This is a genomic window from Microbispora rosea, from assembly GCF_044460045.1.
Taxonomy (GTDB): domain Bacteria; phylum Actinomycetota; class Actinomycetes; order Streptosporangiales; family Streptosporangiaceae; genus Microbispora; species Microbispora rosea.
The window spans coordinates 234,898-257,613 of sequence record NZ_JBITJO010000008.1 but is presented as its reverse complement, the minus strand read 5'-3'; the positions used below and the strand labels follow the sequence as shown (position 1 = coordinate 257,613).

Below are 22,716 nucleotides of genomic sequence, written 5' to 3'. Positions count from 1 at the left end.
GGACGCGGGATCGATCATCCGGGTTCGCCCCGATCAGTGAGAGCGACATATGGCCAATATCGCCCTCATTCGGACATATCGAAATGCGGATACGAATCACAATTCGGACCAAAGCCGCCCTATCGGTGTCAACGATGCCAATAAAGCGATAAGTGAATGGCAAAAGCCGCCGACCGCCGTTTGTCGCTAGGACGGTGAGGAAAACAAGACAATGCAGGGATGATCCACCAAGGGTCATCAGTAAGGGCATTTTCCGAACGACTTGGAAAACGCCGGAGTGTCGGGGCAACAATCCTTCAAGGAGGACATGAAATGCCCAAGTTCAACAACCTGGTCGGGATCCTCGCGATCAGCGCCGCCCTGACCGGTGGCGCCGTCACCCTGGGCACCGCTGTGGCCGCCACCAGCGCGAACGCCGCCACTGTCATGGGCGGCTACGTGGGCGGCGGCGGCTACTACCCCAGCTACAACTACAACCGCAACCGCAATGCGCAGCGCCAGAAGAACAAGGGTGCGAACGCGAACAAGAACAAGAACAAGAACAAGACGAAGCAGTGGCAGCACGAGCGGCAGAACCAGGCTCAGAACCAGTTCCTGCTGCGTGACTTCACGCTCGTCCTCACTCCGTTCCAGAAGACGGACACCGACGCGCGGGCGCTTCCGTACAACTGGCAGTACGGAAACACGCAGTCGTACCCGTACACGCGCACGAACAGCTTCAGCGACCAGTTCAACAACCCGCGCCAGGACCAGGACTCCCTGGCCCAGCCGAAGACGAACACGGCCACCGAGGTCAACCCGCGCGTGAAGAAGAAGGACATCGACGCGGACATCGACGTGGACGTGGAGAAGGAGAAGAAGAAGGGCTACGACCGCGGCGAAGACCCGGTGATCGTGCCCTGACGGGATCCACACGAGCGGCCTCGGTGAGCGTCCCGGCCACGGCGGGTGACGCGGCAGCCGACGGCCACCCGTACTCGTGACCGGCGGCCTCACCTGAGCCGGAACCCGCGAGCGACGGGAGACACGCGCGAGCGGCGGAGCGGCGGACACCGCCCGGCGGGTGGGCGGCGCCCGGTGACCGTGAGACACGGCGCCGGCGCCACCCGTCCGCCGCTTCGCCGGCGGGCGAACGAGCAGTCGAGAGAGCAGCGCACCGGCGGCGCTTTCGAGGAGAGGACAGCCGGTGCCAGGCGAACGCATCGCGCCGCGTCACGCACGACGGCGCCGAACCCACTACCACCCGCCCTGATCCTTCACGGGACCGGGCCGGGGTTGCGATATTCAGAGGAGAAACACCCAGATGTCCGTGTTGAAGAACATCGCCGGGGCCCTCGCCCTCGGCACCGCGCTGAGCGGCGCGGCCATCGTGCTCGGTGGCGCCACCGCCGGCACGGCCAGCGCAGCCACCGTCATGGGCGGCTACATTCCCGCTCCGTCCGGCGGCGTCCGCTACGTGCGGCCGAGCTACAACCGCAACTACAACACCAACCGGCAGGGCCAGGGGCAGAAGGGCAAGAACAAGAACAAGAACAAGAACAAGAACAAGAACCACGAGTGGCAGCACGTTCGTCAGTCGGAGAACCAGAGCCAGTTCCTGCTGCGTGACTTCACGCTCGTTCTGACGCCGTTCCAGAAGTCGTCGAACGGCTCGGCGGCGGTTCCGTACAACCAGCAGTGGTCGCAGAACTCCACGCTTCCTTACACCAGCACGAGCGACTGGAACCAGCTGCACAACCGGCCCTGGCAGGACCAGTCCGCGCAGGCCGACCCGCGCACGAACACGGCCACCCAGGTCAACCCGGAGGCCAAGACCAAGGATGTCGACCTCGACGTCGACGCCGACATCGAGAAGAACGACAGGCACAAGAGGGGCAACGGCCCTCGGCCGGAGTACGAGGCCATCCCCTGATCCGCAGCGGTCCACCGCGCGGCCGCGCTGACCGGTCGCGCTGAGCCTCGGGCCAGTGGCCCGGGCGTCGAATGAATGTGCCCGTGCTCGCCGGGGCGTGGACTCACGCCCTTCGCGAGCACGGGCACTCGTCGTCTCCCCCACTTCCGGTGTTCGTCATCGGCTCGGTCTCCCCCAGCCGCCCGCGGTCGCCTTTCCCGAGCCCGTCCGTGGCCACCCTGGGACCGCCACCCTGGGCCGCCGCCCTGGGACCGCCCCAGTCCGCCGCGGCTCCCTCCCCGCCCCCGCGAAACGCCCCTCGGTGCACCCCCTCGATGCGCCCTCGGACGTGCCATGCGCTCCCAGCTGCTCACGCAGGCCTGTCGCCATGCTCGCGCCACCGCTTTCGCGCATCCGGCGCCTCGGATTGAAATCGGACATTACGGGACAAGTCGCCCCTATTATCCCCAATTCGTTCCATAGGCTGCTAATAGCTGATCAAAAGCCATAGAGGCGCGTTTGTCGGGTGATGCTGCCGGACATCAACGTATCGCAGGAACCCGGCCCACGGGGGCCAAAGAGATATTTCTCTCGAATCTCCAGCGAGAAATATCGAAGGATGCGGGGATTTCCAATTCTTTCAAGGGGGACAGCAATGCCCAAGTTCAAGAACGTTCTCGCCGGACTCGCACTCGGCACCGCGATCGCCGGTGGCGCGATCGCCATGAGCGCCACGGCTGCGAGCGCCGGCACCGGAGACTTCTTCGGTCTCGGTGGCATGCCCTGCAACAACAACACCTTCGTTCCCTTCAACTGCAACAACAACAACAACTGCCAGCCGTTCAACAACAACAACTGCAACAACAACAACTGGTGCAACAACAACCAGAACAACAACTTCTGGAACAACCAGAGCTTCTGGAACCAGAGCGCGTTCAGCGACAACCTCGACAGCGACTCCAACTTCGCGATCGTCGGCCCCTGCGCCACGATCGCCTTCAGCGACAAGACCAACCGCGACAGCAACTTCTTCAACAACGGCTGGTTCAACAACAACTCCTGGTTCAACAACAACCAGAACAACAACTGGTGCAACAACAACAACGACAACAACTTCTGCAACTGAGAAGGCGGGGCCGCCAACGGCCCGTGAGACGACCGCGCCGCTCGGAATCCCGGCAGGTGAAGGGATGACGCAAACGGCCGGCCGCACCGTCCTCCACCGCCTTGACAGGAGAACGGCGCCCTGAGGCGCAGTCACGTTCCCGTGGCGTCGAAAGCTCCGTGAGCGCTCCCCGCTCCGGGAACGGCCGTTCGATCAGCAGAGACAAGGGCTCCGGCGAGACTCTCGCCGGAGCCCTGACTTTTTCTCCCCCTACTCCGAGCCCAGGAGCCCGAGCGGCAATTTCACGCGCGCAAGCCGGCTACCGGACAGCATGAAGCCCTCCCGCGCCTTTCCCCAGGCCGGCAAGGACCGGCCGCGCCCCCAGGCCGCAGCAACAGGCCCCAGCAACAGGCCGACGCAATACGGCAACGGCACGCATACGGACGACGCCCCGGACACCACAGGCGCTCAGGCCCGGCCATCGCCGCCCCGCTCTCACTGCCGAGCTCTGGGGCGCGAACACCCTTCGCTAAATCGGTCAATCGAGACATTTCTCTCTTAATACCTCTAAGTCAGTTCATAAGACTCTAACTAGTGATCAAAAGGCTTAGACGGCTGTTTGTCGGGCCACCTCGCTGGAAATCATGACAGCACAGGAAGTTAGGGCTCAATTAAGAGCCCGAAGGACATCTCTCACAATCAAGAGAAATGCCCTGAACAAATTCAGGAATACTGAATCCTGTCAAGGGGGACACGCATGTCCAAGCTCCACAAGATCATCGCCGGTCTCGCGCTCAGCACCGCCGCTGTCGGCGGCGCGCTCGCCCTGGGCGCCGGTGCCGCCGGCGCCGCAACCAGGACCGGCGACGTCGACCGTCCCATCGCCCGGGACGGCCTGGCCAACGGTGTCGACGACAGCACGGGCGGCATCGCCCAGGGCAACAGGGGTATCGGCGATCGCGGTGATCGGGAGAACGTCTTCCCTGTCTTCTTCAACCCGAACAACAACAACAACTTCGAACGGAACGATCGCAACCAGAACCTGAACCAGAACAACGACAACAACTGGTGGAACAACCAGAGCTTCTGGAACCAGGGGGCGTTCGCCGACCGGCGCGACGACTCCTCCGGCTTCGGGCTCGTGGCCAAGGACGTTGCGATCGGCTTCCAGGACAAGACGAACAAGGACAACACCTGGTTCAACAACAACTGGTGGAACAACAACAACTGGTGGTGCAACAACGACGACAACTGGTGGAACAACAACAACAACGACCGCATGAACTGAGAAGGCAGGTCCAGCGGCTCCTGCGAGACGATCGCGCCGTTCCGAGAAGATGACGGATCCGGAGAACCTCCACGAGGCCTCCGAGCCCGGCTGACGGACTGGCGCCGTTGAGTGCAGAGACACGTTCCCCGACCGGCCGGCCGCTCGCTCACCGAGCGACGGCGACCTGAACGGGAACGGCCGTCAATCCTTCTACAGTGACAACCAAGGGCTCCGGCGGGAAGGTTCCGCCGGAGCCCTGCTCTTTGCCCCGGCCGCGCTCGTCGCCGCTACTCACCTCCCTTTTGCCTCCTTCCCTCCGCGGCCTTTCCCCGGCCCACCACCGCGACCGCCGCCGAACCTCCACCGGCGCGAGCGTCATGACGTACGAACCGGCGGCACGCCCCCCGCACCGCCCCCATCGGGTCGCCCCATCAGGTCGCCCCACCGAATCGCCTCACCGAATCGCATCGCAATGCGGGTAAGCCGGCACCCCTCCGGCCGAGGCGTCAGAAGGCCGTCACGCCAGGGGGGCAAATCGTACCTATCACTACATAAGGCGCATTATCCATCGAATCAAGCCTATACGCAGCTAATCATTAACCAAAAGCAGCAGACGTCAGTTTGTCGGGCCGCCCGGCAGGAAATCACCACTAGCGTCGGAAGCAAGGCTCAATAAGAGCCACGAAGGAATTCCCGCCCACAGCAGGCGGACGGGAAATGCCGATAGACGCAGGGCAATTCGAAATCGAATCCTGTCAGGGAGGAACCATAATGCCCAAGCTCAAGAAGATCTTCGCAGGGCTCGCGCTCAGCACCGCGGTCGTCGGCGGAGCCGTCGCCATGGGCGCCACGGCCGCCAGCGCCGACGACAACCCCTTCTGGGCCAAGAAGAGCGACGAGCGCCCCATCGCCAAGGACGGCGCGGCCAACGGCGTCGACGACAGCACGGGCGGCATCGCCCAGGACAACAAGAAGGGGGACGACTTCTTCCCGCGGACGTTCTCCCCGAACAACAACCGGGAGCGCAACGACCGCAACCACAACATCGACGACCGCAACCAGAACAACATGTGGGACACCAACAACTGGTGGGGTCAGAACCTCTACAAGGACGACAAGTCGGGGCACGACGCCTTCGGCCTCGTCGCGAAGGATGTCGCGTTCGGCTTCCAGGAGAAGGACGACCGCGCATTCAACTGGCTCAACAACAACTGGTGGGCCGACCAGAACTGGTGGGACCACAACAACAACGACTGGTGGAACCGCAACGACCGCGAGCACAACGACAAGAACAACAACAACCGCAACGACGTCTGATCCGCGAGGCGTGACGCCTCGCGGGACACCGCGCCGTCCGGCCGGGTGACGGGAGCCGGTGGGCAGGACCGCCCACGAGCGCATCTCCGTCATCAGCCGGGGACGACGGCGCCGGTGAGTGCAGCCAGGTGTTTCCAGCGCAACCGCGCGCCGAGCGACGGCAGGCCTGGAAACACCTTCCACCGGATGGCATGAGACAAGGGCTCCGGCGAGATCCTCGCCGGAGCCCTGACCATTTCCGGCCCCCGAACCCGCCCCCGATCCCGCCCTGCTCCCCCCTCACGTGCCGCCCCCAACGGCCCGCTCCCACGGGCCGAAGCGAACGAGAACAGGGGATTGAGGAACACCACCGTGGGGAACCACGGCCCGCCCTACCCCGGCTGCCGCACTGACACGTCAGGCATGAACGTCGATCAGGTCAGCGGTCGCCTAACCCGAGGCATCGCGCCACAACGCGGGCCCAAATTCCCTCCGGGCCAGTTTGCCGGTGGGCCGTCTCGGCAATTAAGACGCCACGGGCGATGACCGGACATACAGGACATCGCCTGACATTTCCGACAGACACCGGGAATGTCGCACTCGGGCACTCCATCCTTCGAGGAGGACCTCAATGCCCAAATTCCGGAACGTCATCACCGGTCTGGCGGTCAGCACGGTAATGGCAGGCGGTGCTCTCGCCCTGAGCACCACCGCCGCTCACGCGGCCGCCCCTGGCGCCCCGACCATCAGCGCCAACTGGGGCCACGGCTCAGGCCACTGCAGGCGTCACGGACGCGGTTTCCGCAACACGGCCGTCAACCGCAACGACCTCCGCTTCTTCAAGTTCAAGAAGGAGAAGAAGGTCATCCGGCCCGTCGAGGCCCACGCATCCGGTGACGCCGTCCTCGAGATCGACGGCGACGACGACGACTGACACTGACGGGTGAATCCATTCGTACGGGGCTGTCAGCGCGAAGCCGCGGTGTCCGGGCCCGCCCTGATCACGCCTCCGCCACCTCCGTGGCGATCGGGCGGCGGTGAACGGGCGGCCGAGAGCTTACGGCCCTGTACGGATCGCCCACTTCCGTACCGTGAAGAAAGCCCCGGCGGCAATGCCCGCCGGGGCTCCTCTGAAGAGATCCGAACAGACCTGGCAGGCTCAGGCGGAGCGGCGGGTCTTCCGCTTCTTCGGCGCATTCTCCTCCTGGTCCGCACCGTCAGAGGCGGCCTTCCCGGAGGCGGCGGCCTTGGCCTTGGCGGCCCTGCCGGGCGACTTGGCCGGGGCGGCGCCCTGGCGCTCCCGTTTGGCCGCCTCCACGCTGGCCCGCAGCGCGGCCATGAGGTCGACGGCCGGCCCGGCCTCGGCCGGGGCCTCGGGGGCGACGATCTCCTTGCCCGCCACCTTGGCCTCGATGACCTCCTGCAGCGCCTCCCGGTAGGCGTCCTTGTATTCGGCGGGATCGAAGTCCGCCACCATCGTCTCGATCAGGGACTCGGCCATCTTCAGTTCCTGGGGCCGTACGTCGACGTCCTCCTCCAGGAACCCGAAGTCGGCCTCGCGGATCTCGTCCGGCCAGAGCATGGTCTCCAGCACGAAGACGCCGTCGCGGACGCGGAGCGCGGCCAGCGACTCGCGCTGCCGCAGGGCGACCTTCACGACCGCCACCTGTCCCGACCGCTCCAGCGCGTCCCGCAACAGCACGTACGGCTTGGCGCCCTGACCGTCCGGCTCCAGGTAGTAGGACTTGGCGAAGTAGATGGGGTCGATCTGGTCGGCGGGGGTGAACTGCAGCACGTCTATCCTGCGGGAGGTGGTCAACGGCAGGTCGGCGAAGTCCTCGTCGGTCAGCACGACCATCTCGCCGGTCGCGAGCTCGTACCCCTTCGCGATGTCCGAGTAGGGCACCTCTTCGCCGTCGACCGAGCAGACCCTCTTGTACTTGATCCTCCCGCCGTCCTCCCGGTGCACCTGGTGGAACGCGACGTCCTTCTGCTCGGTCGCCGAGTAGAGCTTCACCGGGATGGTGACAAGACCGAACGAGATCGCGCCTTTCCAGATGCTGCGCATAGCCACATTCTCGTCTCTGTGTTCGAACGACGCTATGGTGGGATTCAAGGGAGTTACCTCATGGGCAGGTACCCACTATGGCGGTGCCGTATCCGATCGAGCCGATGCTTGCCATTCCAGGAGAAATCCCTTCCGACTCCGGGGCGTACGCGCTGGAGGTGAAGTGGGACGGCATCCGCGCACTCGCGTACGTCGACGGCGGCGTGCGGGTCACCGGGCGGCACGGCGCCGACTTCACCTCCCGATATCCCGAGATCTCCGCCGCCATGGCCCCGCTGGCCGGGCGCAGGGCGGTGGTCGACGGCGAGGTGGTGGCCTTCGACCCCGAGGGCAGGCCCAGCTTCGGCCGGCTGCAGAGACGCATGCATGTCACCGATCCCGCCGGGGCCCACCTGCTCGGCCGGTTGCCGGTCTCCTACCTGCCCTTCGACCTGCTCCATCTCGACGGGCACACGCTGCTCGACCTCCCCTACCTGGACCGGCGGGCGCTGCTCGACTCGCTCGGCCTGGGCGCGCCGCCATACCTCCCCTGCGAACCGGCGGTGCTGGAGGCGACCAGGCGGCAGGGGCTGGAGGGCGTGGTGGCCAAGCGCCTCGACTCGCCCTACCGGCCGGGGCGAAGGGCGGAGTGGTGGATCAAGGTCAAGAACCTGCGGACCTCCGAGGTGGTCGTCGGCGGCTGGCGGCCGGGCAAGGGCCGCCGCGCGGGCGGCATCGGCTCGCTCCTGCTCGGCATGTACGCCGGGGCCTCCCCTGCCGAGTTCCTCTTCGTCGGCCATGTGGGCACCGGGTTCACCGACGCGATGCTCGGCGACGTCCTCCGCCTGATTGAGCCGCTCGAGATCGGGCAGAGCCCCTTCTCTGACGGGCTTCCGCGGGAGATCTCCCGGAACGCCCGGTGGGTCAGGCCCGAGGTGGTCGGCGAGGTGGCGTTCAGCATGTGGACGCGCGACGGACGGCTGCGCAACCCCGTGTGGCGGGGCGTGCGCGCCGACAAGATCCCCGCGGAGGTGCGGCGGGAGGAGCTGCGATGACGGAGAAGGTGCGGGTGAAGGTGGAGGGCCGCCTGCTCGTCCTGACCAACCTGGACAAGGTTCTCTATCCCGACGCCGCATTCACCAAGGCCGAGGTGATCGACTATTACACCCGGATCGCGCCGGTCCTGCTGCCGCACCTCAAGGGGCGTCCGCTCACGGTCAAGCGTTACCCGAACGGCGTCGACGGCCAGTTCTTCTTCGAGAAGAACGCCCCCGAGCACACCCCCGACTGGGTCCGTACGGTCACCCTGCCCGCGCCGGGCAGCACCAAGAACCGCGAGGAGATCGACTTCGCGGTCGTGGAGGACCTGCCGGCCCTGGTCTACTACGCCAACCTGGCCGCCCTGGAGATCCACGTGCCGATGTGGCGGGTGGCCAAGGACGGCGAGCCGCAGCCGCCCGACACCCTCGTCTTCGACCTCGACCCCGGCGCCCCCGCCACCATCGTCGACTGCTGCCGGGTCGCCGTCCTGCTGCGGCAGGCCCTGGCCGACGACGGCCTGGAGAGCCACCCCAAGACCAGCGGTCAGAAGGGCATGCAGATCTACGTCCCCTGGGACCGGGGCCAGGACACCTCCGGCTACGCCAAGGCGCTCGCCCGGCGGATGCAGGCCGAGCATCCGTTCGTGACGAGCGTGATGGCGAAGAAGGAGCGGCCGGGCAAGGTCTTCATCGACTGGAGCCAGAACAACCCGGCCAAGACGACGGTCGCGCCCTACTCGCTGCGCGCCGCCGGGCGGCCGACCGCGTCCACCCCCCTCCTGTGGGAGGAGGTCGAGGCGTGCGACAGCCCGGACCGGCTGGTGTTCACCGCACCTGACGTGCTGGAGCGCGTGGAGAAACACGGCGACCTGTTCGCACCCCTCACCGCTTAGCCCCGCTGCTTAGTTCCGCCGCCACCCTGGCCGTAGTGTGGACCTGTCGCAGCCGACCGTCGAACGGAAGGACAAGCACATGCCCGAGATGGACCCCCTCGACGAGGTGGTCGAGGAGATCTCGATCGAGGCGCCGGAGGCCGACGCGGTCGAGCAGCACCAGCTCGTCAAGGTCGCCGACGACAGGCGCTGGCCCGAGCACGTTCCGTTCGACGCCGACCCGGCCGACGTGGCCGAGCAGGAGCGTACGGTCGACCTCGACGACGACGACTATCGCTGATCCGGATTACCGACACGTAGGATGAGGCCCCGGGGCGGGAGCCCCCGATGCGCATCTTGCAAGGAGACTGCCGTGACCGCTACCCCGGACGCCAAGCCCCGGGGCACCCGGCTACCCCGGATGGCCCGCCGCCGCCAGTTGCTGAGCGCGGCACAGGAAGTGTTCGTGGAGAACGGCTATCACGCGGCGGCGATGGACGAGATCGCCGAGCGGGCCGGTGTGAGCAAGCCGGTGCTCTACCAGCACTTCCCGGGCAAGCTGGAGCTGTACCTCGCGCTGCTCGATCTGCACGTCGACGACATGGTGACCCGGTGCCGGCAGGCGCTCGAGTCCACCACCGACAACAAGCAGCGGGTGCAGGCCGCCATCGGCGCCTTCTTCGACTTCGTCTCCAGCCAGGGCGAGGCGTTCCGGCTCGTCTTCGAATCCGACCTGCGCAACGTCGCCCCCGTACGGCAGCGGATGGAGCGTTCGCTGCACGAGAGCGCCGAGGCGATCAGCCGGGTGATCCAGGAGGACACCGGCTGCTCCAGCGACGAGGCGCACCTGCTCGGTGTGGGCCTGGTCGGCATGGCCGAGGTGAGCGCGCGCTACTGGCTGAGCAGCCACGGCTCGATCCCCAAGGAGGCGGCGACCCAGCTGATGGCGCGCCTGGCATGGCGCGGAATCAGCGGTTTCCCGCGCACCGGCTGACCGGAATCCTGTTCGCTTCACGCGATCACGGTGCCGGCCGCTCCCGGAGGCGACGACGATGGGGAGTGGACCAGCCCTCGCGAAAGGGGAGCCCGATGGAAATCAAGATCGGCGTACAGTCGGTGCACCGAGAACTCGTCGTGGAGACCGACCTGTCGGCCGAGGAGATCGAGGAGGAACTCCGCAAGGCGCTCGCCTCCGAGAAGGGCGTCTTCTCGCTCACCGACACCAAGGGCCGCCGCGTGGTCGTCCCCGTGGACTCACTCGGCTTCGTCGAGATCGGCGAGGACGAGTCGCGCCCCGTCGGCTTCGGCGGGACGCTCTAAACGCCTCCGTCATCGCCACCGGCCGCCCGGCGGCGCGCGCCCACACCGCGCGCCGTCACGGCGGCCGATCGTGATCCGCGCTGGGTCAGGTGCGTCCGTATCCGCATCCGCGGGGACGGCGGGTCAGATCCGCGCGATGGGGATCCCGCCTCCCGCTGATCGTCGGACAACCCGCGCTTCCTCTCCGCAACACCGCACGCGGAGTCCAGGTGTTCGGCCCACATCTCGTCAAGGAAGTGCCGTAGCGGCGCGAGGCCCTCATGCTCGCACCGTACATCCGTTTGGCACGTGCGCGACCCATGAACGCCGGACCGGCCGGTGCGCGAAACGGGCTCCCGGCCCTCCCCGCCGCCGCCGTTCCGGAATCCCGGCCAGGTCAGAGGGATCGCGGGCACCGAGCGCCGCATCGACGGCCCTGGCGCGAAGCCGTGAAGATCACGGTCCGGGCGTGAGGCCGAGGGCGGCCATCCGCTTGCCGTGCTCCTCGGTCAGCCTGGCGAACATCCGCCCGATCTCCGCCAGGTTCTCGCCCTCCTCGCCCACCAGCAGAGCGGCGAGCCGCGGCCGGACGGCGGCGAGCCGCTGCCCCTGGCTCAGCGCCTCCCCTACCATGCGGCGCGCCCACAACGCGAGGCGGCCGCACAGCCGCGGGTCGGCGTCCAGCGCGGCGCGCACCCGCTCCACCGCGAACTCCCCACGGCTCTCGTCGGTCAGCACCTCGTCCACCAGGGCGCTGATCGAGGGAGTGGTGTGCCGCGCCGCCTCGCGGTAGAAGTCGCCCGCGATCCCCACGCCGACGTACGCCTTGATCAGCGCCTCGTGCCAGTCCTTCGGCCTGGTCTGGGCGTGCCAGTCGTCGATCGCCTCCACGAAGGGGGCCATGGCCTCCTCCGGATCGACGCCGAGCGAGGCCAGCCGGTCTCGCAGCACCCGGAAGTGGCCGTACTCGGTCGCGGCCACGTCCCCGAGGGCGGCCCTGTCGTTCAGCGTCGGAGCCAGCAGGGCGGCGTCCTCGGCCATCCGGAGGAAGGCGGCGAGCTCGGCGTACGCGAGAACACCGAGCAGGTCCACAATCCCGGGAGAGGAATCACTCATGGGTGCAGCGTACGGCTCCGCGGCTCCCCCGCCGGCGCCCTCGCTCACCCCCGGCGCAGCAAGAGCTTTTAGCGAGAAGACGCAGAAATCGGTTCCGTGTTGTGGTATCGAGTAGACTGCTTCGTGGAAGTGCGACCGCACTGTGTGGATCGGTGCTGTGTAGATCACCGTAACGATCCCTGTGTCGATCCGGGGCCATCCCCCGGACCCCAGGAACCACTGGATGCCGCGGTCGCTGATTCATGACGAGGGCGTGACTGTCCGCGAGGACCCGGACCGGGGAGGCTCTGCCGGCCGGCTGTCCCGGAGGGTCGCCTTCGCACTGATTGAGGCAGGCCACGCTGACAACGACGTTCCGAGACCTGGGAGTCATCCCGGAGATCGCCGATGCACTCGAGACCGAGGGCATCACTTCACCATTCCCAATTCAGGAGATGGCGCTCCCGCTGGCGCTCGCCGGCCAGGACGTCATCGGACAGGCGCGCACCGGCACCGGCAAGACCTATGCCTTCGGCGTCGCCATGCTCCAGCTCGTCGGCAAGCCGAGGAAGAACCGCAAGAAGCCCCGCGGTCTGGTCCTCGTCCCGACCCGCGAGCTGGCCCTCCAGGTGACCGAGGACCTGGTCCTCGCCGCGGGGAAGCTGGGGTCGCGCATCCTCACCGTGTACGGAGGGCGCGCGTACGAGCCGCAGATCGAGGCGCTCAAGAACGGCGTCGACGTGATCGTCGGCACGCCGGGGCGGCTGCTCGACCTGGTCAAGCAGAAGCACCTCGACCTCGGCCAGATCACCATGCTCGTCCTCGACGAGGCCGACCGCATGCTGGATCTCGGCTTCCTCCCCGACATCGAGCGGATCATCAAGCTGGTGCCGGAGCAGCGGCAGACCATGCTGTTCTCCGCCACCATGCCCGGTGAGATCGTGAACCTGTCCCGCCGCTACCTCACCCGGCCGACCCGGGTCAGGGCGGAGAGCAGCACGGCCGAGGCCGAGACGACCACGCTGACGACGCAGCACGTCTACCGCACGCACCGCATGGACAAGATCGAGATCGTGGCCCGCCTCATGCAGAGCAGGGGCGCCGGGCTCACGATGGTCTTCTGCGAGACCAAGCGGGCCTGCGACATGGTCGCCGAGCAGCTCAAGGACAAGGGCTTCGCGGTGGCGGCCGTCCACGGCGACCTCGGCCAGGGCCAGCGCGAGCAGGCGCTGCGGGCGTTCCGCAACGGCAAGATCAGTGTGCTGGTGGCGACCGACGTCGCGGCGCGCGGCATCGACATCGACGACGTCACCCACGTCGTCAACTACGACTGTCCGCAGGACGAGAAGACCTACGTCCACCGGATCGGCCGCACGGGCCGGGCGGGCCGCACGGGCGTCGCCGTGACCTTCGTCGAGTGGACCGAGCTGGCCCGCTGGAAGGTCATCAACAACGCCCTCTCGCTGGACTTCGCCGATCCCGTCGAGACCTATTCGAGCTCCCCCCATCTGTACGCCGAGCTCGACATCCCCGAGGGGACCAAGGGCGTGCTCCCGCGCGCCCAGCGCTCGCGGGCGGGTCTGGAGGCCGAGGAGATCGAGGACCTCGGGGAGACCGGGCGCACCCGCTCCCGCGGCAAGTCCCGGCGTGACGACGCCCGTGACAGCGCCCGCGACACCGCCGAGGACCGCCGTGAGCGTCCCGCCCGCACCCGCGAGCGGCGGCGGACCCGTGGGGGCCGCCTCCATGACGCCGCGGCTCCCTCGGGGGAGACCGAGGCGGCGCCGGTGGAGACTCCCGTGGAGACTCCTGCCGAGGTCACCGTGGAGACTCCGGCCGAGGCCGCGTCTGGGCGGCGCGGGCGCAGGGGCGCGAACACGGCGGCCCTGACCGGCGCGCTGGCCGACGCCTCGGCCGTGAGGTCCCCTGCGGACGGCACGGTGGACGACGCGGTGGACGGCGCGGTGGACAGCCCCGTGGACAGCACGGTGGACGGCGCGGTGGACCACGCCGAGGCCGTGGACGGGCCGGAGCCGGAGGCCACGCGCAGGACCACCCGCCGCAGGGCCCGCGCCGCCGATCCGGCGCCCGCGGCCGAGGCGCAGGTGGAGGAGCGCCCGGCCCGCCGCCGCAGGACCCGCGCCGCCGACGGCGCCGGTCAGGCGCTCCCGGTGGAGGCGGAGCCGACCGTGGCGGCGCCCGTGAGCGAGGTCGCCGACGAGCCCGCCGTGCGGCCGGCTCCGAAGCAGGAGCCGAAGCACGAGCCGGAGCAGGAGCCGGAGCGGATCATCCCGGCCAGCCCGTTCATGATCGTGTTCAAGTCTCCCGACCTCGCGACCGATGACGACGATCCCGCGCCGTCCGCTGCGAGCGAGCGCGCCCAGCAGCGGCGCCGCCCGCCCCGGCCGCGGCCCCGCCGTACGGGGTGAGGGGCCGGCACAGGCCCGTCCGGCGATGAGCACGACCGCAGGGGCAGGGAGGGCACCGGGCAACCGGCGCTCTCCCTGCCCCCTTTCTTTGAGGGCCGCTTCGCCCGCAGTGGGTATGACCTGGACAGGAGGCATGCGCAATGACCGTCCGAAACCCTCGTAGTCGCTTTGGCAGTGTCGCCGGGATCTTTCCTGGGTATCGTGATGCCACGTGAGTGAGCGAGCCTTCAGCAGACGGTCCAGGACGTGTGGCCGGTCCGGCCCATCGGTTCCCGGGATCCGGGGTGAGGTGGAGGAGGCCTCGTGAGCACGCCACGGTTCCTGACCCTTCCTCCAGGTGTCAGCAGTGAGCAGATCGAGACGCCGCTGGGCTCGTTCGCGGTGCTCGAAGCGCTTCCGGTCAGCGGCGTCCCCGAGCGCTGGCCCGCCCTTCTCGTCCCCGGCTTCACGGGGTCGAAGGAGGACTTCATCGCCGTCCTGCAGACGCTCGCGCAGGCCGGTCGCAAAGTGATCGCGGTCGACATGCGCGGGCAGTACGAGACGCCCGGCCCCGACGACCCGGCAGCGTACTCGTGCGCGTCCCTCGGCGCGGACGTCGCCGCGATCGCCGCGGTGGTCGGTCAAGGTGAGCCTGTCCACCTGCTGGGGCACTCCTTCGGCGGGCTGGTCTCCCGGGAGACGGCGCTGAACGGCACCGCCAAGCTCGCCTCGCTCACGCTCATGAGCTCGGGGCCCGCGGGCATCGTCGGACCGCGGGAGCAGATGGGGCGGGTCATGCTGGCCGAGCTCCCGGAGTACGGCCTCGACTACATGTGGTCGAACCGGATGGAGCCCGAGGCGCTGGCGGCGGGCGTCCCCGACGACATCGTCGCGTTCCTGCGCAAGCGGCTGCTCGCCAACCACCCCACCGGTCTCGTGACGATGGCGCACGAGGTCCTGGGCGCCCCCGACCGCTGCACGGAGCTGGCCGAGTGCGGTCTCGATCTCCTGGTCCTGTACGGCGAGCACGACGACGGCTGGCCGCCGCTGCTGCAGGCGGAGATGGCCCGCAGGCTCGACGCGGAGTGCGTCGTGGTGCCCGGGGCGCTCCACTCGCCGGCCGTCGAGGCCCCCGAGACCACCGCGGCGGCCCTGACCCGATTCTGGAACGCGGCGGAGAGCCGGCTGCTCCAGCACCAGCACGGATGACCCGGTCGCCATGCCCGGAACCAGCGGCCTGACCGCCCAGCCTCCGGAATCGGCGACGTGGCTGGTCCACGTCGACCGGACCATGTGGGTGGGCGGCGTGCGCGGCCTGATGCTGCAGGCCCTGCATCCGCTGGCGATGCGGGGCGTGTGGCAGAACTCCAACTTCCGGGAGGACCCCTTCGGCCGGCTGCGCCGCACCGCGGACTTCGTGGGCCGCGTGACGTACGGCAGTCCCGAGGAGGCCGAGGAGATCGGCAGGCGGGTGCGCGCGATCCACCGGACCCTGCGCATCCGCGACCCCGACACGGGCAGGACCCACCGGGTGGACGAGCCCGAGCTGCTGCTGTGGGTCCACTGCGCGGAGGTGACGTCCTACCTGGAGGTCGTCCGCCGCGCGGGCGTCCCGATCACCGACCGGCAGGCCGACCAGTACCTCGCGGAGCAGCGGCGCAGTGCCACGTACGTCGGGCTCCACCCGGACGACGTGCCTGGCTCCGTCAGCGAGATGAACGACTACTTCGCCCGGATGCAGCCGGTCCTGCGGGTCATCCCCGAGTCGGCCGCCGCCGTGCGGTTCCTGCTCTGGCCGCGCCTGCCGGAGAGCATGCGCTTCCTGTCCCCGGCCAAGCCGGTCTACTTCCCGTTCGGCGCGCTGTGCTACTACACGTTGCCCGACTGGGCCCGCCGCCTGTACGGCGCGCTGCCCGAGGTGCCGCAGATCGCGGTCACGGCGGCGTTGCGGGCCTTCCGGCTGACCATGAACACGATCCCCGACTTCGTGCACCAGCAGGTGCTCGACGACGGCACCAGGGCGATGCTGCGGGCCTCACGCGAACGCCTGGGTGCCGCCGGATACGACGTCGACAGGGGCCTCAGGGCGCTGGTCGATCCTCGCCGCCATCCCGGCCGGGTGACGGGGTGACCGGCGTCTCCGCCAGGCCGTCCCAGGGGAGCCGGTCGGGCGAGGCCGCCCGCCCCTCGGGGCAGTGGCGGCGGAAGTCGCACCAGGAGCAGATGGGGCCGGGCTCGGGCGGGAACAGCCGGTCGATCTCGGGCGGCACCGCGAGCGCCCCCGCGCCCTCCTCCCGTCTCGGTGCGGGAACGGCGCCCTTCGTGGGTCCGGCCCACTCGCGATAGGCGTCGTCGGCGTCGGCCGCCTCCGTCGCGATGTCCTCGGCACGGCGCAGGTGCCGGGCGAGCGACTCGTCCGTGTGCTCCCACTCGGCGACCGTGCCCGAGGGCAGGTGGTGTAACTCCACGCGGTGGCAGGCGCGGCGCATCATGCGGGACGACGCGATCGCGTAGATCGCCAGCGCGATCGACGAACGGGCGTCGTCGGAGGTCGGCGGGCGGCGGCCGGTCTTGTAGTCGACCACGACCAGTTCGTCCCCGCGCCGGTCGAGCCGGTCCACCCGGCCGGAGACGGCGATGACCGACGTGCGCGTGGCGACCGTGCGCTCGACGCCCACCGGCTCGTCACCGGGGTCGAGCGTGGCGACGTAGGAGGAGACCATCGCGCGGGCCCGGTCCCGCCACGCGGCCGACTGCTCCTCGTCCCTGAACCCCTCGCGGATCCAGCCGTTGGTGAGCAGCACGGCCGCCATGACCGGCGAACGCCGGTCGTACGGCTCCCGCCACCACGCCGCCAGCGCGTTGTGGACGGAGGCCCCCACGCTGTTGTGCGCCCACGGGGGCCCCTTCTGCGGAGCGGGCCGGTCGAGGTAGGTGAAGCGGTAGCGACGCCGGCAGTCGAGCCAGGTGTTCAGGCGCGACGGAGTGCAGGTGTAGAGCCGCCTCGGCATACCGTCGAGGCCGAGCTGCTCCACGGCCCTACTCGTCGAGGTTCAGCTTGATGCCGGACGCCGTGGTGCCGTCCACGAGCGGCGGCGGCGCCGCCTCGGCCTCCTGGGCTCCGGTCAGCGACCCCGACAACCAGCGGTCGAACTCGGGCTCCAGGTCGCCGATCCTGCCCTCCTCGCCGTGCGCGGGCAGCACCCTCGTCTCGTGGGGCAGCGTGAACAGCCGCTCGCCGATCGAGGTGAGCTGGTCGGCGAGCGCGGGATACTCCCCGCCGAGCTTGCCGGGGCCGTCCATGAGCAGGGTCTTGCCGCTGAAGACCGCGCCGAGGCCCTCGCAGTAGAGCGAGACGCCGCCCGGCGTGACGCCCGGCGTGGAGAGCACCTCCAGCTCGACGTCGGCCACGGAGAACAGCCCCTCGTCCTCCATCTCGATGTCGGGCCAGGTCTCCTCCCAGGTCTGCCGCCACAGGCGCTTGTCCTTGGGGTGGACGGCGATCACGGCCTCGTCCCTGGCCGCCACCTCGATCGCGGCGCCCACGTGGTCGGGCAGGCCGTGGGTGCAGATGACGGCGAGGACCTCGCGGTCGCCGACCTTTTCCAGGATCTTGTCGGCGTCCCGCGCCGGGTCGATGACGATCACCTCGTCGTCGTCGCCCACGATCCAGGTGTTGTTCTCGACCTTGTGCTCGTCGCCTTCGATGTCCACGAGGCCCGAGGTCACCACTCGTTCGATGCGCGCTGTCACGGCTCAGAACCTTACTATCCCTCGCGGATCCAGCCCGCCGTTCAGACATCCCCGTCGAGGCGCGGCGAGAAGGCGCCGAACGGCAGATCGAGCGCCTGATCCTGGTCCCGCAGGTCACGCAGCGACAAGTTGGCCAGCGCGATGAAGCAGCCGGCCTCGACCGGCCAGGCGACCGTCCACAGCCAGTTGCCGAGAGCCTCGCCCACGTAGACGGCCCGGTCGCCCGGCACTCCCCGCCCCGCGCACCACAGCGCCGTCGGATGGCCGCGTGCGTCGATCTTGGCGTGCGGGGGGCCGGCGTCGAAGCCCTCACCGGGGTCCGGGCCCGGCAGCCCGGCGTACGCGGCGCCGAGACCGATGCCGGGTTCCTCGGCGATGATCAGCATGTCGGCAGGCCCCTGGGTGACCGACGGGCCCGTGAGGGCGACGACGCTCGCCCTCACGCCGGTGCGGTCGTCACCCACTTCTCCGAAGCCCGTCACCAGCCACCCGGTGGGCAGCGGCCACGGGAGCCAGACGGGCACCCTCGCCGCCTCGCACAGGGCCTCTGCAGCGGCCTGGGAGGGCCGCCGGGGCGGCTGGAAGGGCAGGACGTCCCCGTGAGCGGCGCATCGCCAGGAACTCGACCAGACGTTCGGTTCGTGTAGCGGCCCGAAGCACCGCGGACATGTTGGCGCGGTTCTCACAAATATTCACGGTGCTTCCGTGACGTCCGTACGTCAAGAGTCTGCCCGTTATCCAGTCGTAATCTTGGTGATGTGCGGTGCATCAGATGTGTGGGCGCGATCGTCACCGACACCGAAGGGCGTCTGCTGCTGGTGCGGCGGGGGCGCCCTCCCGGCGAGGGGCTGTGGTCGCTGCCGGGCGGCAGGGTCGAGCCCGGCGAGACCGACGAGCAGGCGCTGCGCCGCGAGCTGCGCGAGGAGACCGGCCTCGACGTCACCGTCGTACGGCTCGCCGGGACCGTGCTGCGGCCCGCCCCCGGCGGCGGGACCTACGAGATCCACGACTACGTGGCGACGGCCTCGGAAGGCGTGCCGGTGGCCGGGGACGACGCCGCCGACGCCCGCTGGTGGGCGCCGTCCGACCTGGCGCGGCTCCCGCTGACCGACGGCCTCGCCGGCGCCCTCGCCGAATGGGGAGTCGTCCCCGGGATCACCGCTCCCTGATCATCGCTCCGTGACCGTGCTCCGCCAGATCGTCAGATGGTCGTCGGCGTAACCGGCCGACCTGCCGACGGCCACCACGCGGTCTCCGGAGACCGCGACCGCCCCGAGCCACTGCGATCCCTCGCCGCCGAGGCCGTCCTGGGTGAGCGTCTGACGCGACCAGTCCACCCCGTTCTCGGACGCCCACGCGGCGCTGTCGGCCTCGCCGCCCTCCCCGGGCGACCGATGCGATCCGACGGCGACCAGTCCCCGCCCGGTCGAGGTCAGGTCGAGGACCGAGGCGGCGGCGTCGGCGGGCAGCGTGCCGAACTCCCAGCTCGCGCCGTCGTCGGTGGACAGCGCGGAGAACGGCCGGGGGCCTTCCTCGGTCATCGCGGTGCCGACGACCACCACGCCGGCCTCGGTCGCGACCACGTGGCGCAGCCCGGCCGAGGTGGTCTCCGGCGGCAGCACCCGGCCGCGGGCGCTCCAGTTGAGCCCGTCGGAGGAGACCCAGACCACCCCCGTCTCGCGGTCGGCGGTGCCCGACCCGCCGACGGCCATGAACCCGTGCGGCGTCGCCGTGACGCCGTACAGGCGCACACCCGCCCCTCCGGCCGGCATGCTGCCCGGCGCGGAACGGGTGTACCGCTTGAGGTCGGGGCTGAACCACAGGGCGGGCAGCGTCCCCGTGGCGGACCGGTCCTCCCCCGCCAGGACGTAGCCCTTCGGTCCGGCGGCCACCACGCCGGGCGCGAGCAGGAAGTGGCCCGCGGGCACCTCGATCGCGGGACCCGGCCGCCAGCTCTTCCCGTCGGCGGAGGTGACCAGCAGCGGCCGGGTGACCGCCGGGTCGGTCGTCGTGCTGCCGACGGCGAGCCATCCCCTGGGGCCGTGCGCCACGCCGCTGAGCGCCTGGCGTCCCGGCCCGCCCAGCAGGTCGGGGAACGCCGCGTCCTTCCAGTTGGCGCCGTTGTTGCCGCTCGTCCAGATCGCGGCGTCGCCGTTGGCCGCGCCCACGGCCACGAACGTGCCGCCGGACGCCGCGACGTCCGCGGTGTCCCTGGCGAGCCGGTTGAGCCCGGCGATCTCCTTGAGCGGCACGGTGTGCGCCGCCTCGCCCTTCCCCGCGGTGATCAGCACGGGGAGGTTCTCCACATCGCCCGGCCCGCGCCTGTCGCCGCCCGCCACGAGGACCCCGGCGTCGGTGATGGCCAGCCCGCGCAGCGTCCCGGGGATCTCGCCGAGATCGGCGCTCCTGGTCCACTTGTGCCCGTCCTGGCTGGTGTAGACGGCGTACCGCTCCCAGGCCGACTCGGCCACCGCCGCGACGCCCGCCGCCGACGCCGCCAGGCCGCGCACGCCCGTCCCCTCCGCGCCGAGCGGCCCTATCGTGCCGCACTGGGTCCAGTCGGCGCCCTCGGGCGAGCAGTAGACCCGGACCTCGCCGGCGTCCGACTTCTGCCGCGTGGGCACGAGCACGAAGCCCTTCTCGGTGACGGCCAGCGCGCCGGGCTCCGCGCGTACGTCCGCCAGGGCCGCGGCCGTGCGCAGCCAGGTGCGGCCGCCGTCGTCGGAGCGCAGGACGACCGAGATGGAGTCGCCCGAGCCCGGATCGGCGAGCGCCACCACGCTGTCGCCCCTGGCGGCCACCGCCCGCATCGCCCTGATCTTGTCAGGGGTGCCGATCTGGTCGCCGTCCACTCTCGTCCAGCCGACGCCGTCGGGTGACACCCAGGCGACCGGGCCCGCCGTGCCGTCCCGCAGGGTCGTGGCGCCCACGGCGAGGAAGCCGGTCGCGGTCCGCGCCACGTCGGTGATCCTGTCCTGGCTCCAGAACGCGGTCAGCCGGGCGGGATCCACCGCGGTCCAGGACCGGCCGTCGGAGGAGACCCAGATGCCGCGGGCGGCCGGGCCCGCGGAGCCGGGCGCGTCGGTGCCGACGGCGAGCCAGCGCCCGTCGCCGCCCGCGATCCTGCCGACCGCCCCGGGCGCGGACTCGTAGCCCGGGGCGTCGGCGACCCGGCCCGTCTGCCAGTGCGCGCCTCCGTCGGCGGACACGAGGAACAGCGGCCGGGCGAGCGGGCTCGTCGTGTCGCTGCCCGCCGCCACCACCGTCGCGCCCGCAGCGGCGAACGCGGTGAGCACCTGGCTGGAGCCGTTGCCCGGCAGCCCGGGCGCGGAGAACGCGGCGTCGCCCGACTGGCCGTCGCCGGCGGCGAGGCGCAGCCCGGCCCTGGACGGCCCGCCGGCCCACCTGACGACGGCCACGCCCAGCACGGCGGCCGCCACGAGGACCACGGCGATCACCGCCGGAGCGACCATCCGGGGCAGGCGCGGGGTGAACCGCCGGACCGGCAGCACCCGCCTGTGTCGGCGTCCGCCACCCGGCCGGGGCGGGCCGGAGGCCACGAGCATGTCGGGACGCGCCGGGCGGCCTCCCGGCGGGCGCCCGATGCGCTCGACCGGCTCGACCGGCTCGACGGGTTCGGCCGGCTCGACGGGCGGGTCGTCGCGCTCGGGCTCGACCGGGATCTCGGAGCTGATGCGGATGCCGCCCGGCTCTCCCAGGCCGTGGCGGGAGGCGGGCTCGGGCGGCGTGTGCGTCCACACGTGCTCTGTGCGGTCGTGCTCTGTGCGGTCGTGCTCTGTCGGATCGTGCTCTGCGGGGTCGTGCTCGCGCAGCGGTCCCGACGCGGGGGTGTCGATCTCGGGGGCGCCGGGCCCGTCCGGGTTCTCACGGGGGATCTGGGCCCGCCGGGGCCGGGGCGGGCCTGAGGCGACCAGCTTGTCCGGCCGGTTCACGATCCGGCGACGCCGGCCCTCCTCCTGCCCGGGTGACTCCTGCGCCGGCTCCCCCGCCGACCTGGCACCCTCGCCATGCCAGGTCGTGGGGGCGCCGGCGGGACCGGGCGGGCCGGTCGCGCCCGCGTCGCCCGCGTCGCCCGCGTCGCCGGGGTCGCCGGGGTCGCCGGGGTCGCCGGGACTTCGTCCGCCGGAGCGGCTGTGGCGCGGCTCGCCCGTCCCGTAGGGCCTCGCCCCGTACGGCGCCGCGTACGGTCTGCGGCCCGTCCTGGGCCCGCGGTCGCGCCGCGCCTCCGGCTCCGGCCCGTCGCCCGCATCCGATCCGGGGCGCGGAGCCCAGATGCCGCCGGGTAAGTCCGGGTCGCGTAAGCCCGGGTCGTCGATCTTGCGGTACGGCCGGGTGTCCTCGTCGTCCTCCGGCTCGCCCGCGTCATCGGCCACGTCATCGGGGATGGGGGCCGCGAACGGAGGCAGCGCCCACGGGGACGGGCCGGGCGGCCGGTGGTGCAGCTCCGGCGGGGGCACGGAGGAGGGTTCGCCGGCGGCGCGCCGGCGGTCGGGCTCGTCTTCGTGGGGGCCTGAGGCCACGCTCAGCACCTCCTCCCCGGAGAGGTCAATCCGGACCGTTCCACCTGTCGTACGGCAAAGCGATCACAGTGATACCCCATCACGAATCCAGAGCAACAC

21 protein-coding genes are annotated in these 22,716 nt (G+C 70.1%); 15 read left to right on the top strand and 6 right to left on the bottom strand.

Annotation, left to right across the window (positions count from 1 at the left end):
- The first annotated feature begins 312 nt into the window (after positions 1–312).
- The 6 genes from ACIBK1_RS30255 to ACIBK1_RS30230 all read left to right on the top strand — a co-directional run bounded on the left by ACIBK1_RS30255 (position 313) and on the right by ACIBK1_RS30230 (position 6,496).
- Positions 313–903 (top strand): hypothetical protein, encoded by a 591-nt coding sequence (locus ACIBK1_RS30255; protein WP_030507426.1) that lies wholly within the window; start codon positions 313–315, stop codon positions 901–903.
- Positions 904–1,303: 400 nt separating this feature from the next.
- Positions 1,304–1,912 carry a hypothetical protein gene (locus tag ACIBK1_RS30250; protein ID WP_030507427.1) on the top strand — a complete coding sequence of 203 codons (609 nt, stop codon included), beginning with the start codon at positions 1,304–1,306 and terminating at the stop codon, positions 1,910–1,912.
- Between the two features lie 634 nt (positions 1,913–2,546).
- Positions 2,547–3,017: a hypothetical protein gene (locus ACIBK1_RS30245; RefSeq protein ID WP_387072239.1), complete on the top strand. Its 471-nt coding sequence runs from the start codon at positions 2,547–2,549 to the stop codon at positions 3,015–3,017.
- 736 nt (positions 3,018–3,753) lie between these two features.
- On the top strand, positions 3,754–4,284 hold the full coding sequence (locus ACIBK1_RS30240) for a hypothetical protein (protein ID WP_396739076.1): 531 nt from the start codon (positions 3,754–3,756) through the stop codon (positions 4,282–4,284).
- 753 nt (positions 4,285–5,037) lie between these two features.
- Entirely contained in the window at positions 5,038–5,583 is a 546-nt protein-coding gene (locus tag ACIBK1_RS30235) for a hypothetical protein (RefSeq protein ID WP_396739074.1), read from the top strand.
- 610 nt (positions 5,584–6,193) lie between these two features.
- Entirely contained in the window at positions 6,194–6,496 is a 303-nt protein-coding gene (locus ACIBK1_RS30230) for a hypothetical protein (RefSeq protein WP_030507431.1), read from the top strand.
- 225 nt (positions 6,497–6,721) lie between these two features.
- Here ACIBK1_RS30230 and ku read toward each other — a convergent pair whose 3' ends face one another.
- Positions 6,722–7,630 (bottom strand): non-homologous end joining protein Ku, encoded by a 909-nt coding sequence (gene ku, locus ACIBK1_RS30225; protein ID WP_030507432.1) that lies wholly within the window; start codon positions 7,628–7,630, stop codon positions 6,722–6,724.
- A gap of 77 nt (positions 7,631–7,707) precedes the next feature.
- Here ku and ligD (ACIBK1_RS30220) point away from each other — a divergent pair, with 77 nt between their 5' ends.
- The 5 genes from ligD (ACIBK1_RS30220) to ACIBK1_RS30200 all read left to right on the top strand — a co-directional run bounded on the left by ligD (ACIBK1_RS30220) (position 7,708) and on the right by ACIBK1_RS30200 (position 10,841).
- Positions 7,708–8,664, top strand: coding sequence for a non-homologous end-joining DNA ligase (gene ligD, locus ACIBK1_RS30220; protein WP_030507433.1), 957 nt, complete (start codon positions 7,708–7,710; stop codon positions 8,662–8,664).
- Positions 8,661–9,542, top strand: a complete 882-nt coding sequence (ligD, locus tag ACIBK1_RS30215) for a non-homologous end-joining DNA ligase (RefSeq protein ID WP_030507434.1) — start codon at positions 8,661–8,663, stop codon at positions 9,540–9,542. The genes ligD (ACIBK1_RS30220) and ligD (ACIBK1_RS30215) overlap by 4 nt, the downstream gene beginning before the upstream one ends.
- 79 nt (positions 9,543–9,621) lie before the next feature.
- Positions 9,622–9,822, top strand: a complete 201-nt coding sequence (locus tag ACIBK1_RS30210) for a hypothetical protein (protein WP_030507435.1) — start codon at positions 9,622–9,624, stop codon at positions 9,820–9,822.
- A 72-nt stretch (positions 9,823–9,894) separates the two neighbouring features.
- Positions 9,895–10,515, top strand: coding sequence for a TetR/AcrR family transcriptional regulator (locus ACIBK1_RS30205; protein ID WP_030507436.1), 621 nt, complete (start codon positions 9,895–9,897; stop codon positions 10,513–10,515).
- A gap of 95 nt (positions 10,516–10,610) precedes the next feature.
- A complete protein-coding gene (locus ACIBK1_RS30200) occupies positions 10,611–10,841 on the top strand; it encodes a DUF3107 domain-containing protein (protein WP_030507437.1) in 231 nt (76 codons plus the stop codon).
- A gap of 435 nt (positions 10,842–11,276) precedes the next feature.
- On the opposite strand, the gene ACIBK1_RS30195 is transcribed toward ACIBK1_RS30200, so the two are convergent.
- Positions 11,277–11,936: a ferritin-like fold-containing protein gene (locus ACIBK1_RS30195; RefSeq protein ID WP_396739071.1), complete on the bottom strand. Its 660-nt coding sequence runs from the start codon at positions 11,934–11,936 to the stop codon at positions 11,277–11,279.
- 434 nt (positions 11,937–12,370) lie between these two features.
- Between ACIBK1_RS30195 and ACIBK1_RS30190 the strand changes: the two genes are divergently transcribed.
- The 3 genes from ACIBK1_RS30190 to ACIBK1_RS30180 all read left to right on the top strand — a co-directional run bounded on the left by ACIBK1_RS30190 (position 12,371) and on the right by ACIBK1_RS30180 (position 16,454).
- Complete coding sequence (locus ACIBK1_RS30190) at positions 12,371–14,344, top strand: DEAD/DEAH box helicase (RefSeq protein ID WP_396739069.1); 1,974 nt, start codon at positions 12,371–12,373, stop codon at positions 14,342–14,344.
- A 303-nt stretch (positions 14,345–14,647) separates the two neighbouring features.
- On the top strand, positions 14,648–15,532 hold the full coding sequence (locus tag ACIBK1_RS30185; protein ID WP_030507440.1) for an alpha/beta fold hydrolase: 885 nt from the start codon (positions 14,648–14,650) through the stop codon (positions 15,530–15,532).
- A 10-nt stretch (positions 15,533–15,542) separates the two neighbouring features.
- Complete coding sequence (locus ACIBK1_RS30180; RefSeq protein ID WP_030507441.1) at positions 15,543–16,454, top strand: oxygenase MpaB family protein; 912 nt, start codon at positions 15,543–15,545, stop codon at positions 16,452–16,454.
- Here the strand turns inward: ACIBK1_RS30180 and ACIBK1_RS30175 are convergent.
- Genes ACIBK1_RS30175 through ACIBK1_RS30165 form a run of 3 tightly spaced genes read right to left on the bottom strand, consistent with a single transcriptional unit; the run spans position 16,405 to position 18,762 of the window.
- Positions 16,405–17,358, bottom strand: a complete 954-nt coding sequence (locus ACIBK1_RS30175; RefSeq protein WP_363419146.1) for a RecB family exonuclease — start codon at positions 17,356–17,358, stop codon at positions 16,405–16,407. The genes ACIBK1_RS30180 and ACIBK1_RS30175 overlap by 50 nt on opposite strands.
- A 4-nt stretch (positions 17,359–17,362) precedes the next feature.
- Complete coding sequence (locus ACIBK1_RS30170; protein ID WP_030507443.1) at positions 17,363–18,076, bottom strand: MBL fold metallo-hydrolase; 714 nt, start codon at positions 18,074–18,076, stop codon at positions 17,363–17,365.
- Positions 18,077–18,117: 41 nt separating this feature from the next.
- Positions 18,118–18,762: a DUF6758 family protein gene (locus tag ACIBK1_RS30165; protein ID WP_030507444.1), complete on the bottom strand. Its 645-nt coding sequence runs from the start codon at positions 18,760–18,762 to the stop codon at positions 18,118–18,120.
- A 72-nt stretch (positions 18,763–18,834) separates the two neighbouring features.
- Between ACIBK1_RS30165 and ACIBK1_RS30160 the strand changes: the two genes are divergently transcribed.
- The gene (locus ACIBK1_RS30160; protein WP_396739066.1) at positions 18,835–19,245 is read left to right on the top strand and encodes an NUDIX hydrolase; all 411 of its coding nucleotides are present in this window, start codon (positions 18,835–18,837) and stop codon (positions 19,243–19,245) included.
- Here ACIBK1_RS30160 and ACIBK1_RS30155 read toward each other — a convergent pair whose 3' ends face one another.
- Positions 19,246–22,617: a hypothetical protein gene (locus ACIBK1_RS30155; protein WP_396739064.1), complete on the bottom strand. Its 3,372-nt coding sequence runs from the start codon at positions 22,615–22,617 to the stop codon at positions 19,246–19,248. It abuts the gene before it with no gap.
- Between the last annotated feature and the right edge of the window lie 99 nt (positions 22,618–22,716).